The sequence below is a fragment of the Amycolatopsis halotolerans genome, assembly GCF_042647905.1.
GTDB classification, from domain to species: Bacteria; Actinomycetota; Actinomycetes; order Mycobacteriales; family Pseudonocardiaceae; genus Amycolatopsis; species Amycolatopsis halotolerans.
The window spans coordinates 31,239-46,398 of record NZ_JBHRWI010000033.1; the positions used below are offsets into that span (position 1 = coordinate 31,239).

General features: G+C 67.7%; 16 protein-coding genes. 9 read left to right on the top strand and 7 right to left on the bottom strand.

Annotated elements, in window-relative coordinates; translation table 11 throughout:
- Positions 1–365: 365 nt before the first annotated feature.
- Together ACFORO_RS28080 and ACFORO_RS28085 are read right to left on the bottom strand one after the other, a co-directional pair.
- Entirely contained in the window at positions 366–785 is a 420-nt protein-coding gene (locus tag ACFORO_RS28080) for a barnase inhibitor (protein ID WP_377873777.1), read from the bottom strand.
- A 90-nt stretch (positions 786–875) separates the two neighbouring features.
- On the bottom strand, positions 876–2,231 hold the full coding sequence (locus ACFORO_RS28085) for a HEAT repeat domain-containing protein (protein WP_377873776.1): 1,356 nt from the start codon (positions 2,229–2,231) through the stop codon (positions 876–878).
- A 619-nt stretch (positions 2,232–2,850) separates the two neighbouring features.
- Here ACFORO_RS28085 and ACFORO_RS28090 point away from each other — a divergent pair.
- Positions 2,851–3,813, top strand: coding sequence for a ferritin-like domain-containing protein (locus ACFORO_RS28090; protein WP_377896658.1), 963 nt, complete (start codon positions 2,851–2,853; stop codon positions 3,811–3,813).
- A gap of 740 nt (positions 3,814–4,553) precedes the next feature.
- Here ACFORO_RS28090 and ACFORO_RS28095 read toward each other — a convergent pair.
- Both ACFORO_RS28095 and ACFORO_RS28100 read right to left on the bottom strand, forming a co-directional pair.
- Positions 4,554–4,688 carry a hypothetical protein gene (locus tag ACFORO_RS28095; RefSeq protein ID WP_377873773.1) on the bottom strand — a complete coding sequence of 45 codons (135 nt, stop codon included), beginning with the start codon at positions 4,686–4,688 and terminating at the stop codon, positions 4,554–4,556.
- 237 nt (positions 4,689–4,925) lie between these two features.
- On the bottom strand, positions 4,926–5,597 hold the full coding sequence (locus tag ACFORO_RS28100; RefSeq protein WP_377873772.1) for a fasciclin domain-containing protein: 672 nt from the start codon (positions 5,595–5,597) through the stop codon (positions 4,926–4,928).
- A gap of 247 nt (positions 5,598–5,844) precedes the next feature.
- Between ACFORO_RS28100 and sigK the strand changes: the two genes are divergently transcribed.
- The 4 genes from sigK (at position 5,845) to ACFORO_RS28120 (ending at position 9,527) form a co-directional block, all read left to right on the top strand.
- A complete protein-coding gene (gene sigK, locus ACFORO_RS28105) occupies positions 5,845–6,444 on the top strand; it encodes an ECF RNA polymerase sigma factor SigK (RefSeq protein WP_377873771.1) in 600 nt (199 codons plus the stop codon).
- The gene (locus ACFORO_RS28110) at positions 6,441–7,163 is read left to right on the top strand and encodes an anti-sigma factor (RefSeq protein WP_377873770.1); all 723 of its coding nucleotides are present in this window, start codon (positions 6,441–6,443) and stop codon (positions 7,161–7,163) included. The genes sigK and ACFORO_RS28110 overlap by 4 nt, the downstream gene beginning before the upstream one ends.
- A 167-nt stretch (positions 7,164–7,330) precedes the next feature.
- Positions 7,331–7,597 (top strand): hypothetical protein, encoded by a 267-nt coding sequence (locus ACFORO_RS28115; RefSeq protein WP_377873769.1) that lies wholly within the window; start codon positions 7,331–7,333, stop codon positions 7,595–7,597.
- Between the two features lie 187 nt (positions 7,598–7,784).
- A complete protein-coding gene (locus tag ACFORO_RS28120; protein WP_377873768.1) occupies positions 7,785–9,527 on the top strand; it encodes a cytochrome c biogenesis protein DipZ in 1,743 nt (580 codons plus the stop codon).
- Positions 9,528–9,764: 237 nt separating this feature from the next.
- Here ACFORO_RS28120 and ACFORO_RS28125 read toward each other — a convergent pair whose 3' ends face one another.
- Positions 9,765–10,592 carry a class I SAM-dependent methyltransferase gene (locus ACFORO_RS28125; protein WP_377873767.1) on the bottom strand — a complete coding sequence of 276 codons (828 nt, stop codon included), beginning with the start codon at positions 10,590–10,592 and terminating at the stop codon, positions 9,765–9,767.
- 253 nt (positions 10,593–10,845) lie between these two features.
- Between ACFORO_RS28125 and ACFORO_RS28130 the strand changes: the two genes are divergently transcribed.
- The 4 genes from ACFORO_RS28130 to ACFORO_RS28145 all read left to right on the top strand — a co-directional run bounded on the left by ACFORO_RS28130 (position 10,846) and on the right by ACFORO_RS28145 (position 12,749).
- Positions 10,846–11,217: a VOC family protein gene (locus ACFORO_RS28130; protein WP_377873766.1), complete on the top strand. Its 372-nt coding sequence runs from the start codon at positions 10,846–10,848 to the stop codon at positions 11,215–11,217.
- Between the two features lie 74 nt (positions 11,218–11,291).
- Entirely contained in the window at positions 11,292–11,972 is a 681-nt protein-coding gene (locus ACFORO_RS28135) for an alpha/beta hydrolase (protein ID WP_377873765.1), read from the top strand.
- Positions 11,973–11,975: 3 nt separating this feature from the next.
- Entirely contained in the window at positions 11,976–12,422 is a 447-nt protein-coding gene (locus ACFORO_RS28140; RefSeq protein WP_377873764.1) for a hypothetical protein, read from the top strand.
- 75 nt (positions 12,423–12,497) lie between these two features.
- Positions 12,498–12,749, top strand: a complete 252-nt coding sequence (locus ACFORO_RS28145) for a hypothetical protein (protein WP_377873763.1) — start codon at positions 12,498–12,500, stop codon at positions 12,747–12,749.
- A 725-nt stretch (positions 12,750–13,474) separates the two neighbouring features.
- Here ACFORO_RS28145 and ACFORO_RS28150 read toward each other — a convergent pair.
- Together ACFORO_RS28150 and ACFORO_RS28155 are read right to left on the bottom strand one after the other, a co-directional pair.
- Positions 13,475–13,981, bottom strand: a complete 507-nt coding sequence (locus tag ACFORO_RS28150) for an RICIN domain-containing protein (RefSeq protein WP_377873762.1) — start codon at positions 13,979–13,981, stop codon at positions 13,475–13,477.
- Between the two features lie 194 nt (positions 13,982–14,175).
- Positions 14,176–14,598 (bottom strand): hypothetical protein, encoded by a 423-nt coding sequence (locus ACFORO_RS28155; protein WP_377873761.1) that lies wholly within the window; start codon positions 14,596–14,598, stop codon positions 14,176–14,178.
- Between the last annotated feature and the right edge of the window lie 562 nt (positions 14,599–15,160).

Sequence of the window (15,160 nt, forward strand, 5' to 3'; positions counted from 1 at the left end):
GCACCAGTTCACGCCCGAGGTCCAGGGTGACCCGCGCGCCGTCGTGGCAGCCGGTGAGGTCTGGTGGGAACAGCCCGTGCAGCCCGTGGCCGTCGAGGGGCGATTCCACCCCGAAGTGAACAAATCCGCTGACCGCGGGGTCGCGGATAGTCAGCGAGGTCACGCCGGTGTCCTCGGCGAACGCCGTCACGGCGGCGAGGTAGGCGGCCTCCACCGGACCGTGGTCGCTCACCACGTCCTCGGACCCGCGGTACGCGCCCCGGTCGTCACGATCGGCCGGATCGTACTTGGTGATCCGGCAGACGTGCGATGTGCTCATGATCGGCTGGGGTGCCCTTCGGAAGCGCAAGTGATCCGTTCAATCATTACAGCAACTCCAGCAAGATCCCGTCTTCCGCCTCGCTGCCACCGGGGCCGTGATCGCGGATGATAGCGACGATCTCGTCGAATAGCGTTGGCCCTTCCCGGCGCCGCGCGCTGTCGATCCTGGCTTGGACGTCCGGACGGTTCGAGGGGTGGCAGGTGAGAACGAGACGTTCCAGTTGTCGCTCTGTCTCGGCGTAGCCCAGTGCGGATCGAGACGACTCGGAGCGGAGCCATCGCAGAACCCATCCGTTCTCTGGTGTCCCGAAGCCACCTCGGAGCAGGTCGTTGAAGGCGTCGAGACTCCCGCGCCAGGTGTGATGACTCAGCAGCCGCGAGAACTCGCGGGCGAAGCCGTCGAAGTCGGAAAAGGAGGCTCCGTCGACAATGAGCACAGGAAGGCCATCGCAGCGGTCGGTCATGATCCGAGCATCGCAGAAACACTGACATCCGCTCATGCCAGCATTGAGCCGATGTCGCAGGACCTTCGGTCCGGCAAGACCTCGCGTGCGTCAGATGTGCAAGGCCCCGCGCGGCGTCCCGTACCGTCGGCCGCAAGCGGTCAGCGCGAGGACGCCGTGACCCAGAACCGAAGTCCGCTCGTCCAGCTCCGAAGGATCGACGGAGAGCCGTCCGGCGATATCCGCGGCATGACAAACATCGGGAATCGCGAAGTCTCGTTTGACCTGCTCGTAGCGCTCCTGTAGCGCCGCTGTGTCGGAGACGTCGATCCCGTCGATCCACCCCTCCGGGAAACCCCCGTCCTCATGAGGCAACCGGTAGCCGTCTTCGGCAGCGTGCCCGTTCCCGACCTGGTCCTCCGGCTCGAAAACGTCGTAGCAGCGGATGATCCGGCCGTGTTCGGCAAGACACCAGGCGGTCCACCCGTCACCGCAGCTCTCGCCGTACCAGTGGGCGGCACCGAAAACACCGCTCAGCTCGGCGCAGCGGCGCCGGATGTACTGCCGTCGCCCGGACTCGGTCTCCGCTGAAGCCGAATGCGCCGATCCTGGCGGATCGCCGAACACCAGCGTCCAACCGTCGAGAACCGGACTTACATACGTCCTGGAGCACCTGCCGTGTTCGTGCCCGAGGGTTCCGCCGTGGTGGTCGGAGTTCCACGCAGATTCGCCGAGGCGCATCGTCACCGTCATCGCGTCGGAAAGTCCGAACGCCTCCAGCACCGCCCCCTGGTCCTTCGTCGGCAGCGCGTACCAGCCGCCACAGAGATGCATCGACGCCGGCTTCTCGTCACGAAGCTTGACCGCGATCAGCCGTTCGACGAGCCGCTGATCGGCCGCGTCGAGCGCATCCCAGCCGCCCACCTCGGCCAACGCCGTCAACGCCTGCCGCCGCTGCGGCGCGGTTGACCGCCGCACCCGGCGCAGCAACGGAATCACGCCGGGACCGATCCCCGCGAACGCCCACACGGCCCGCTGGCAGACGTCTTCGTCGGCGTCTGTCAGCAGCGGCACCAACGCGGGCGCCATCGGCAACGCCGCGCTGCCCGCGTTCTGAAGCACAAACGCGGCCGTGTCCCGGATCGACGAATCCGGATGCGCCAAGACCTCCGCGTACCTCGTCAGGTCAGAGACCTCGATTCCACCGAATGTCCAGCGTGCGCGCCGGCGCACCTCCTCCGTCCCCGTCGAGAGAATGACGTCGAGCACCGGATCGAACGCCGGATCGCCGATCCGGCGAAGGACGTTCGCCGGATCACCCCAGTACACCGGTGAAGCCTCGTTACACAAGACGGCGAGCACCGGTCCGACGGCCGCCGCGCCCGCCGCCACCAGCGCGGCTCCAGCTGCTTGCCGAGCCTCCATTTCCGGTGCAGCAAGCTGTTCGATCAACTCAGGGATACCCACACCGACACGATAGCCAGGACAGCAGGCCAGATCGGGTGGCCTGCTCACAGAAAAAGGAGCGCTAGTGCGAAACAGCCTCCGCAAGTCCCGCCGAAGGCTGAACATCCGGTAATGCCGCGAGTCGGTCGTGCTGGTCTGGTGGTGAGCGGTCGGCGGTGAGTGTCTTTCGGCGAGATGCGAATGTTTCGTGGTTCTTGTTTCGCCTTGCGGGGGGCGCATGAGGACGCCGCCGTTGATGTCGTAGGTGGCGCCGGTGATGAAGCCTGCGGTGTCGGTGGCCAGATAGGTGGCCAGTCCGGCGATCTCGGCGGGTGGGCGATCCGTCCGACCGGGATCTGCGCGGCGAGTTCCGCCTTTCCCCGCGCCGATGGTGTGCACCATCGGGGTTCCACGTTTGCTGCGCGGTCGAAGTCCCGGCCTGTTCGGGAGCGGGAGCTTTCCGGCGTGGGACAGGTTCGTACCGGCCCGCTGCTGCGGCCTCGGCACTCGGTCGGGTGATCGAACCGATCCGCGGCGTGGAGGGCGCCGAACTCGAAGTGTCCGGGAAGGTTCCGTCCCAGCGCCGGGTGCCGGTGGTGGGTTGCGCCCGCCGTACGCGCGGGCGGGAAGGAGTTCGTCCGTGTTTGGCATTCGCTACGCCGCGTCGATGATCAATCGGAGCGCGGAGAACGAGCAAGACCGCCGCCGTTTCCTGCGGGCGGCGGGGATGACCGGCCTCGGTGTTGTCGGCGCGGGCGCGCTGGGCGGGTTCGCCGCCGGCCCCGCTGCCGCTGCCGCCGCGCGGCCTGGGGCCGCCGAGGCCGGGAGCGGCGGGGTGAGCGACAGCGCGGTGCTCAATTTCGCGCTCAACCTCGAGTACCTCGAAGCGGAGTTCTACCTGCACGCGGTCACCGGACACGGTCTCGGCGACGAGATGACCACCGGCACCGGCGCCCGCGGCGGCGTGGTCGGGGGACGTGCCGTCCGGTTCGAGACCCGCGCCGCGCGCCAGTACGCGCGGGAGATCGCCGGGGACGAGAAAGCGCACGTCCAGTTCCTGCGTTCCGCTCTGGGCTCGGCCGCGGTCAGCCGCCCGGCGATCGACCTTCAGTCCAGTTTCACCGCGGCCGCCCAAGCCGCGGGACTGGTCAAGCCGGGCCGCGGTTTCGACCCGTTCGCATGCGAGGAGAACTTCCTCCTCGCCGCTTTCCTGTTCGAGGACGTCGGGGTGACGGCCTACAAGGGCGCGGCGCCGCTGATCAGCAACAAGACCTATCTGGAGGCCGCCGCCGGGATCCTCGCGGTCGAGGCCTACCACGCGGGCAACATCCGCAGCGCGCTCTACCAGCGCGGCGACGGCGAAGCCACGGTCAAGCTGGCAAAGGCTCGCGCGAGTCTGGACGGCACCGGCAGCGACGACCAGGGCGTCATCGACAACCGCGGCCAGGCCAACATCGTGCCGGCCGACGCCAACGGCATCGCCTACAGCCGCTCGCCCGGCCAGGTCCTCAACATCGTCTACCTGACCGGCAAGGCCGCCACCTCCGGCGGGTTCTTCCCCAAGGGCGTCAACGGCGAGGTCAACACCAGCGCCGCCCACTGACCCGCCGCGCCGGGCGCCGGGACGCAGCGCGCGTCCCGGCGCCCGGCGCTCCCGGCCTCCGGCGTCGGGGCGCGCTGATGCCGTCGCGAGCAGATCGGCGGCCATCCGAAGCCCGGCCTGACCAGGTCCTGTCCGCGACGAGCTTGCTGTTCCGCTGGAAGAAGCGGATGCGTTGCGGCAGAAGGAATTGGCTCTCGGTGTCGTCGCGGGGTCGACCGGCGGCGGCCGGGGAGGCAGTCACGCTTCGGGGTCCTCGAGCGGAGGCTCTCGTGGTTCACGCCGCCGGAACGAGGGGCACGCCCCGCGCAGGTCGCACGAGACACGGCCGCTGGCCGGTTGGCCTCGGCCGGCCAGCGAAGCACCAGACGAGCCGGGACGGCCGAACCGGTGTCGGCGGCCAGTTCACCGGTATCGCAAGAAAAGCAACGGCGGCGGCTCTGGCGAGGCCAAGCGCGACAACGCCAGCATTGCCGCGGGCGAAAAATTGAGCTGCCGCGGGCAGGAGCCAGCCGCCGTCGCCGTCCTGGAGTGATTCGGGCGGTGACGGCGGCCGGCGGGACGCTGCCGCTGGGGCGTCCCCCGGCGGCGGTTTCCCGCCGCCGGCCCGGGACCGCTGCCCGGATCCGCGCGACCGGGCAGCGGCCGCTGTGGGCGAGCGGCACGAAGCGATGCGGCGGGACGCGGGAGTGCTCGCGCAGAACAAGCACACGTGCCCGGCCTGCCCTGGTCCCGGTCCGCGATCAGCGGGGCAGATCGTCCCGCACCGGTGCGCGGCTGCTCGTGCGCCGTTCGACCGCGGACCGCCACACGAGCACGGCGGAGGCGGCCAGCAGCACGATGACCGCGGTGACGGCGCACAGCACGAACCAGGACACAGCAGCTCCTTGTTTCCTTTGCCCTCCGACGCAAGAGAACCCGGTCGCCGCCCGGGCGGGAACCGTTCCAGGCGGCGACCGGCGGGCCTGCCGGTCTCATGCGCACGCGGCGGGCCCCTGCTGCCCAGCCGGCCGCGATTCCCTAGGGCAGCAGGACCTTCACACGCACCACCAGACCTGTCCGGCCCGACGGCTGTTCCACTGTGGACCGATGCAGCAGCGGAATCCGCGATGCGATCAGCTCTTGTTGGTACCGGGGGTGAGCACCTTGTCGATGACGAAGACGGTCGCGTTCTTGGTGGGGATGTTGCCGCAGAGGATCTTCGCTCCGTTGACGGTCATGTTGTCGCCGGTGCCTTCGATCTTGAGGTCCCCGCCCCCGGCGTTGAGGGTGGGCAGGGTGCCGGCGGCGGCGAGGCCCTTGGCGTCGTAGCGCTTTCCGACGACGTGGTACTGCAGGATCGGCGCGAGCTGGTTCGGGTTGGCCGCCAGTTCCTTGAACTTCGCGTCGCCGAGGGCGTTGAACGCGGGGTCGGCCGGGGCGAAGACGGTGATGGCCTGCTGGCTGTTGAGCGTGTCGACCAGGTTGGTGGCCTTGACCGCGGCGACCAGCTTGGTGAGCAGCGGGTTGGTCGAGGCGGCGGACGCGACCGGCTGCGGGCCCATCGAGTCCAGCGACCCCGGCGCGCTGCCCTGCGGAAGCTGAGAGCAGGCCGGGCCGAACACGTCGGCGTTGGTGGTCATCCCGTCGCCGGACGCGCTGCTGGACATCGGCGCCGACGAGGACGACATGGGAGCGGGCGCGCTGCTGGAACTGCCGGAGGCGTTGTTGTCGCTGCCGCTGCACGCGGTCAGGGTCAGCGCGGCAGCGGCGGTCAGGCCGACACCGGCGACACGGATCTTGTTCACGAGAGTTCACTCCTCTAGAGCGGCGGTCACAGTCCACAGTGGAACTGCCAGTAAGGACGATTCGGCGCGGATGCCGGATCGAAGCGGTAGTACGCCGGGCATTCGGAGTCCCGTCGTGCGCGGATGGGTCGCGGCCGCAGAAACCCCCGACCGGATGAACGAGAGCGTGGACGCGGGACGGTCACCAATACCCGCGCCGCAGGTCGCCGAACCACTGGTGACCCACTCGCCCGGCGAAGGACTCCGCATGGCCGTCATCCGCGCCGCCCGCACCGCAGCCCCAGCGCGGGAAAGCTTCCCGCTGACCCCCGAGGACCTGATCGTCCTCGTCGCGCGCGGCGACCAGTGCGCCTTCGCCCAGTTGTACGACGACCTGGCGGGGCCGGTGTACGGCACCGTCCGGGCGGTCCTGCGTTCCGCGGCGCAGTCGGAGGAGGTCGCCCAGGAAGTGCTGCTGGAGATCTGGCGCAAAGCCGCGGACTTCGACCCGGCGCGCACGGCCAAGGTGCTGACCTGGGCACTGGTCATCGCGCACCGGCGGGCGGTCGACCGCGTCCGCTCCGAGCAGGCGTGGCGCGACCGCCAGGAGAAGGCTGCCCGGCTCGATCCGCGCCGCCCGTACGACGACGTGGTGGAACGCGCGCTGTCCACGCTGGACCGCGACCGCGTACGAGGGGCGTTCGCTCTGCTCACCGATCTGCAGCGCGAGTCGATCCAGCTCGCCTACTTCCACGGCCTCACCTGCCGCGAAGTCGCCGAACAGCTCGGCGTCGCCATCGGCACCGTCAAATCCCGCGTGCGCGACGGCATGATCCGCCTGCGGGGCGCATTGGGGGCACACTCATGACCGCCCCCGACCTCCACGTCCTCACCGGCGCCTACGCCCTCGACGCGGTCACCGGCCTCGAACGTGCCGCGTTCGACCGCCATCTCGGGGAATGCCCTGTCTGCGCGCACGAGGTCCAGGAGTTCCGCGAGACCGCGGGCATCCTGGGCGCCGCTGCGGCGGAAGGTCCTCCCGGCGGGTTCCGGGACCGGGTCCTCGCCACGATCACCACGACCCGGCAACTACCGCCTGACGTCGATCCGGTGCCGTCCCCGGAGCCCCGGGCGCACCGGACCTGGCGCAGCCGCACGGGCATCGCCGTCGCCGCCGTCGCGGCCGCGGCCGCGGTGCTGTTCGGCGGAATCAGCATCGGCCTGCACGAAACCGATCCCGGCCCGGCCCAGGTCGCCGCACCGGCCGATCCGCGGGGTGCGCCCGACGCGACGACCGTGCACGGCGACGGCACCAGCGGCGCCGCCGCGAACGCCACTCTCTCGCGCCAGCTGGGCCTGGTGACCGTGCAGACCCGGCACCTCCCGGCGCTCGGCTCCGGACAGGCCTACCAGTTCTGGCTGATGGGTCCCCGCGGCCCGCAATCAGCCGGTCTGCTGCGCACCGGCGACGGGACGATCACCGCGGCGCTGCCGCCCGACACCGACCGGATCGGCGTGACCGTCGAACCCGCCACCGGGTCGCCGCAGCCCACCACCGCCCCGATCCTGCTCGTCGGCCTGGCCTGAACTACCGCGGCGAGCCCGTCTCCCCGCCGGGGAAACGGGCTCTTCCCGTTCACCCACAGGCATGGTCGAGATCCCGCGGACCGTCCCTTTCCGGGAACCGCTCCGAACGACCGGTGATCCCGTCCGGGATCAGGTCCGTTGTTCGTTCGAGGAGAAGGAGATCCACCGTGAGCACTCTTCGCCGTCGCATTCTCGCGACCGCAATACTGCCCGCCGCGGCACTCGGCTTCCTGCTGGCAGCCCCAGGCGCGGCCTCCGCCTCCACTCCGCACGCTGCCCCTCCCTCGAGTGCTGCGGCGGACAGGCACCACCGCCAGCACCACGGCCTGGACCTGGACATCCTGCTCGGCCTGCACCTCGGCCTCGGCGACGACCACGACGGCGGCTGCTGGCACGGCGGCCTGCTGGACGGCGGTCTGCTCGACCTTCGCTGACCCCGTCCAGGCTCGTCCCGACGGGAACACCGAACGGGCGGGGCACCGGATCACCCGGTGTCCCGCCCGTTTTTTGCGGTAGGGCACAGATCTTTCGAACCGATAACGCGTCCCGGACAGAGCTGTCCGAGAGAGCGCCCGCCGCGAACAAAGGAGGACCGGGAACGTACTTCGGAAGGACGCGGCGATGTGGACCTTGATTTTGATCGGCCTGCTCGGCGGCCTGATCACGGGGGTGTCGCCGTGCATCCTGCCGGTGCTGCCGGTCGTGTTCTTCGCCGGCGGCGCCAAACAGCCCGGCAGCGAACCGGAGACGACCGGCGGAGACGTGCCGGCCGCGAAGAAACCCCGCGTGCGCAACCGCCGTCCCTACGCGGTGATCGGCGGGCTGGTGCTGAGCTTCACCGTGTTCACCCTGCTCGGCTCGCTGCTGATCAAGGCACTGCACCTGCCCGACGACATCCTCCGCACGATCGGCCTGGTCGTGCTGTCCGCGGTCGGGCTGTCGCTGCTGATCCCGCCGCTGGAAAGGCTGCTGGAAAAGCCGTTCGCCAAGCTGCCGCAACGGAAAGTCAACCCGAACAGCGGCGGGTTCGCCCTGGGACTGGGGCTGGGACTGCTGTACGTGCCGTGCGCCGGACCGGTCCTCGCCGCGATCACCATCGCCGCGGCCAACGGCAAGATCGGGGTGGAGACCGTCGCGCTGACTGTCGCGTTCGCGATCGGCGCCACCGCACCTCTGCTGGTGTTCGCCCTGGCCGGCGCAAAGATCTCCGAACGGGTGGGCTTCTTCCGCAGGAACAACAAAAAAGTCCGCGCGGCCGGCGGCGCGCTGATGCTGCTGCTCGCCGTCGCGCTGTACCTGAACCTGCCCGATCTCCTGCAGCGATCCCTGCCGAACTACACCCAAGCCCTGCAGGAAAAAGTCGAAAACAACGACGCGATCAGCAAGCTCCGGCTCTCCAGCCTCGGCGACGCGAGCAACCAGGGCCTCGACCGCTGCGCGGACAACCCGAACGGCCAACTGCGCGACTGCGGACCGGCCCCGGAGTTCAAGAACATCGACGCCTGGCTCAACAGCCCGCCGCTGACCATGGCCGGGCTCAAAGGCAAAGTCGTCCTCGTCGACTTCTGGACCTACTCGTGCATCAACTGCCAGCGCAGCCTCCCGCACATCAAAGACCTCTACGCCCGCTACCACACGGCCGGCCTGGACGTCGTCGGCGTGCACACCCCGGAATTCGCGTTCGAGCACGACAAGAACAACGTCACCGCGGCGACCGCGAAACTCGGCATCGCCTACCCCGTCGCGATCGACAACGAAACCAGCACCTTCACCAATTTCCGCAACCAGTACTGGCCCGCCCGCTACCTGATCGACGCCACCGGCACCGTCCGCTACCTCAAACTCGGCGAAGGCGCCTACGACCAGACCGAAACCGCCGTCCGCCAGCTGCTGCGGCAAGCCGACCCGGGCGTCACCCTGCCCGCTCCGGGCGACCTGCCCGACACCACCCCGACCGACCAGCGCACCAGCCGCGAAACCTACCTCAGCTACGGCGAACTGCCGAAAACCCTCGCCCCCGGCGGCACTCCGCCGGTCCTGGAGAAGGAAACCGGCTACCGTTTCCCCGCCGACGTCCCGCCGGGCAAGGTCGCCCTCGACGGAAACTGGACCATCGACTACCAGAAAGCCACCGCGGGCCCCGGCGCGAAGCTCACACTGAGCTACACAGCCAAAAGCACCAACCTCGTCCTCGCCGGACAAGGCACCGTGACCGTCTCCGCCGACGGCGCCCCGACCCGCACCGTCACCGTCTCCGGCACCCCCAACCTCTACCGGCTGACCCAAACCCCGGACCTGCACAGCGGTCGGCTCACCCTCACCCTCAGCCCCGGACTCCAGGCCTACTCCTTCACCTTCGACTGAACAGGAACCACCAACTCCGCACTCCGCCACAGACATGCCTCGACAACAACAGGCCCCTCCCGTCGATTTCTGAGCCACCTGATGCCGCCCACGCAGGAAAGCGGCTCCATCGCTCAAAGAAATCCCAACCGGGCCAGGAAACAAGGCGACGAAACCGAAGCTCGAGGTCGATGACCGCACCCCAACCAGACCAACATCCGCTCATGCCGCATAGCGTGCGTTGCGCTGGCTACGCGCTCATGCCGATGGGAGAGCGCAGGCCTCCTGCGAGCAACCGCGCGGTCTGGCCAGGGACTGCGAGCCCGTTGTCTGTAGCTTGCTCGCCACCACCAGGTAGTTCTCGGCCTCAGGGTTGAACGTGTTCATTTCCCTCCGAAGTCCGACCCGGTGCAACTCGACTTCGAGTTCGTCGTATCGGTAGGGCCAGCACGACAGCAGTTCCGAGCGGACAAGAACCGACCCAGCCGCATCAACTTGCGCGACCGCGATCTCGATGTGGTGCTCGTCCTCCCAATGCGGCGCGATCTCCCAGCGGTAGACCACGACGGCATCGCGACCGTTCCGGCGGACGAGTCGGTCACTGATGTCCAGCCGGGAACCTTTGGCCCTCACGAGTTCCCACGTGCGGGAGGTGAGCACCAAGCGCCCGCCACGGCGCAGAACCCGTGACATCGACTCCAGAGCAGCAACCCTGCCTCTCGCGCCGACGGCGTGGTGCAGCGAGTTGCCGACGCAGAACACCATGTCGAAGGTGGCGTCATCGAAATGGTCGGGCAACTCTTCCCAGTCCGCCCGCACGGCCTGGACGGATGCCCCGAGCTCCTCAGCCAACTCCGCAGTCCGACGGACCATCGCGTCGCTGGCGTCAGTTGCGACAACCTGGATGCCACGACGGGCGAGGCCAACCGCCAACTGCCCGGTCCCGCACGAACAATCGAGGACGTGGGCGTTCGACGGCAGGAGGCTGAGGACATTATCGAACGACGCAGCGAACTCGGCCGGAGCCAGCTTCGCATCGGAGATGAGCCACTCGTACACCTCGGCAAGCGCGGCATAGCCCGTCACAACTACTACCTCCGTCACGCGGCAGACTCACGGTGGCACATCAGTACATCAGCGGAGCAAGTCGGTTCACCAATGGTTTTCGCAGGGACAACCCGGCCGCTCATGCCGCTGACGGTGCGGTGTGGCTAGCGCGGCTTTCACGTTCATCCGGCCAACGGGCAGTGACCGCGCTGGCCCTGCCGCCGCTCGCGCTTCTCGGAAGACCGTACGGAACGAAGCGCGGAATGTCGTACCCACGTCCTACGGTAGGACGATGGACTGGAAGATCGAACTCATCCCCGTCCCGGTGACCGACGTCGACCGGGCCAAGGCGTTTTACGAAAAGGTCGGCTTCAACGCCGACCACGACCACAAAGTGCATGAAGGCCTGCGGTTCGTCCAGCTGACACCGCCCGGCTCGGCCTGCTCCATCGTGATCGGCGAAGGCATCACCGAGAGGACACCCGGCACGCAGGAGATCCAGATCGTGGTCGCCAACGCCGACGCGGCCCGCGAGCAGTTGCTCGACGCCGGTGTCGCCGCGAGCGAGGTGGACGTGCAGCCGTGGGGCAGCTTCGTCTACTTCCGCGATCCTGACGGCAACAGCTGGTCGCTCCAGGCTCTCGAGTCACGCCCCAACGGCTGATTGACGGGCGTCGTATCTCGGCTTTGCCCTGCCAGCCCTGGCTATGCACTCACCTGCCGGAAGGAAATCCGCCCGTGACCACTTATCTGCTCGTACCGGGCGCCTGCCACGGCGGCTGGTGGTACGACCCCGTAGTCCCCGCTCTCAAGGAGGCCGGGCACACCGTCATCGCGCTCACTCCTGTAGGCCTGGATCCGGACGCGAACCCGCCGCAACAGGTGATCACCCTGGACGACCACGTGCACCAGGCCATCCAGGCGCTGCGGGCAGTTCCTCCGGAAGCGGACGGCAGGCGCGACGCGGTCCTCGTCGGCCACAGCTACGGCGGAAGCATCATCAGCGGTGTCGCGGATGTCGAATGCGACCGAATCCGAGCGCTGGTCTACCTGGACGCTCTGCTCCCCGAAAACGGGGATTCCAGCTGGTCGATGACCAACGACGAGGAGCACGCCTGGTACGTCGACGGGTCGGCCCGTACCGGAGTTTTCGTCGACCCCTTGCCGTTTTTCGACAAGCGTGCGCGCCCGCATCCGCTGGCCACACTGATGCAAGCCTCAAAACTCACGGGGGCGTGGCGTCGCGTACCCGTCAAACACTATGTCGAAGCAACAGACTGGCCCGGCGAATCCCCGCTCGCGGCGATGACGGCGAAAGCACGCGCCGACGAACAGATCACTGTGCATGCCTGGGACACCACACACAACTTCATGCACAAGGCTGCAGAGCTCGTCCTGAAGCTCATCATCGACCTCTGACCGGTGAGCCTTCGCGCAGGTGCCGCGACCCTCGGTGCGGCTTACGCCAGCGCGATCGCTGCCGGAAAGGACGCCGCACAAGCGGCCCACGAGGCCAGCCAGGTGCTCCGGGACGCCATCGCCCACCCGCAAAACCCGCCCGCCGGCGGTGGCGGCGCGGCCGACGGCTACGGCGGTGCGGGCCCGGCCCCGGCCGGCTGCCTCCAAGGCGAGGGACCCGTCGCGGCCTGGTACACCACCTTGCTCCGCAGGCCTGGCATAATCACCAACCCGGACTGCAACACACCTCTCAACCTGGGATGCGAATACGTGCAGCAAATCCTCACCAGCAACCACGACCACAAGGACGAAGAGAAGTTCTGGTCGAAGTCGAGGATATGCAGCGCGGGCGCACTCGGCACCGCCACCGGATTCGGAGCCGCCGCTTTTCTGGTTCCGCCCGCCGGGTAGTCTTGTTCGGCGTGGGACTGGGCGTCGGCCTTGCTTCACTTTTAGTATGTTGACCGCGAGAAAGGTGCGGAGACGATGACCGGCCGGACCAAGCTGCCCCGCCTGTTCGACTGGCTGGGCTCACGTGACCTTGTCAGCTGGAAAGAAGGCGTCAGCTACTTCCTGATCATAGTCATGATCTCCGTCACCTTCTTCTTCCTCAAGGCGGACATCTATCCGCCCGTGTTCGGCGTAGTGCTGCTGGTCGTCCTGATTTCTCTGGGGATTTTCAATCTCTTTTACTGGAACGGAAAAGCTCGGCAGCAGAAAAAAGAGAACAAGAAGTAGCCGCAGCACGCGGCCGAGTGACGCGACCTGGACACCACGCTGCGGCGTTGCCAGACGTCGACTCTTGCGCGACCTTCGCGGCGCCACCCACACAACCTCGTCGGCGCTGGCGACGACTGCCTGCGCCAGATCGCGATCAGCCGTCGGCAACGACTAGCCATCTCGCCATGGCGCTGACTTCCACCACTGGCACTGGCTGCAGACGATAGTTGTCGCTTCCAGAAGTTAGCTGTCACCGCGGGGTCTGTCCTGAAGCGGTCCGGTTTGTCGGCGGTTTGCGCGCGGGGATCCGGCGGGCAGTTGGCAGGTCTCTGCAGCATGCGGTCGAAGGCACCGTCCATCGGAAGGGAACCAGCGCGGGAGAGCACGCCTTTGACCCGTTCGATCACTCCGAGGCAGGCAAGGGCGGTCTCGAGCTGTTCGGCGACGGCTTCGCGGTGGTGGACGGCGCGTTCCTTGCCGTAGTCGAATAAGTTGAGTTCCTCGGCGGCCCGGATGACCGAGGCAGGCGGTGTCTTCACGGCGATGCGGTGAGGCTCCCTTTGGTGCTATGCGGGCGTGACGCTGTCCAGCGCCGTGGCAGCAGCGGGCGATTGAGGGGTTCCGCTCGTAGTACGCCCTCCTTTCGCAGGCAGCGTGTGTTCTGGATCGGGTGCGCTCCCTCGGCCCCTGCGTTGCGCGGGGGCCGAGGAAGCGGACTGATGCTCGGGCGAATGTCCTATTGCTCAGAGCGCGAATTCCTGCGAGACCGTTCCGTTGCAGGTCCACTCGTCGATATCAGTGTTGTCGTCCGACTTGCCGCCTCGGACGTCGACGCACTTGCCCCAGTAAGTTTTGATGAGGGAGTAGCCGTTGCCCAGGGGCACGATGGTGAATTCCTGGGAGACTGTTCCGTTGCAGGTCCACTCGTCGATTCGGGTGCCGTCATCGGTTTTGCCGCCGCGGACGTCGACGCACTTGCCCCAGTAAGTTTTGATGAGGGAGTAGCCGTTGCCCAGGGGCACGATGGTGAATTCTTGCGAGACTGTTCCGTTGCAGGTCCACTCGTCGATTCGGGTGCCATCGTCGGTTTTGCCGCCTCGGACATCGACGCACTTGTTCCAGAACGTCAGAATCTGCGGAGCAGCCGCTTGGGCGGACTGCGTGCTGGTGATGGCCCCGGCCAACGTGAGCAGGGCGACGACGGCCGCCGTGATGGAGCGACGGCGACGTGAATAAACAGATGAGCGCATGTCTTGCTACCTCACACCGTATGGTCGTGGACTGGGTTGGCATTCCTTTGTCAGAGGTGCTTTCCGGCGTAGTTCGCTCGGCCGCCTGCACGGGCAGATCAGCAGGAAACTGTGTCCGTCCGGGTGAACTCCTGGTGGTACGGCGGGCCTTTGACGCCCTTCGGCCAGACGATCCAGAGTTCGAGTTCGGCGTACTATTCGCCGTTCAAGCAGGGGCCGAAGGCATGGACGCCGACGTTCTGGGTGCTGGTCCGGCGGTCGTAGGCTCCCGGGAAGTGGTTCCAGAACAGCGTGACTTGCAGGGTAAGGGACGGCACCGGGCTGGTGCACCACACGGAACCCGTTGCCTGGATGCTGGACGTCGCTTGGATGAGCGGGTCCAGGTGGGTGAAGCAGTCGACGGCATCTGCCGGGCTCGCCTGCGTTCCGTCCGGCGCGGCGGCGAGGCGGAAGACCCCCGGGGCCGCGTCCGGGAGGACGCCGTGGCGGTCGGAGCCTTCGCCGCCGCGGAACCGAGCTGCCGCGCTCGCCGCCCCGGGAACGAGTGCGACGGTGCAGAGCATGGTCAGGAGCGCCGCCAAGGCAATGGCGGCACGCGGTCTTCGAGGTCGAATCATGGATCTACGTCTCCCTCGCAACGGGTTGAGCCGATTCCGCAGCGCATCGTACTGACCAGGGGTTTAGGAATCGCTTGGCAATTCATCGGTGAGCTGGTCAGCCGGGTTTCGCGTCCTATGCGGTGACGCTCCCAGCGGTGCTCCGAGATGTTCTGTGATCTTCGTTTTTGTGTGTCGCTTCATCGGAATGGCGCAAGATCGGTCGCGATCATGCGTATTTTCTTCGTCTTCCGTGCTGCGCCGCCTTCGGCTCCGGCGAACTTCCGCGGGAAAGCCGTGCGATCCGGGAGGCCGTTGACTGGGTCTGTCGCGAGCCGGGTTTGGGAACTGGGCCTGGCGGCTCGCCGGTGCCGGAGTCGCCGTCGCCGCGGAGGGGGAACGCCTGTTCGCCCAGGCGATGGAGCCGTACGCTCGCGCGGCCGGTTTGAGAGATGGCTGGCCGGTCGCGGTTCTTCCGCGCACGGCTTTGGGATCGTTCCCTGGCTGCTGGCCGATGTTGGCGCGATGATCCGCATGGGGCATTTCGGTCGGCGGCCCGGACGGTATTGAGGAGAATGGCGAA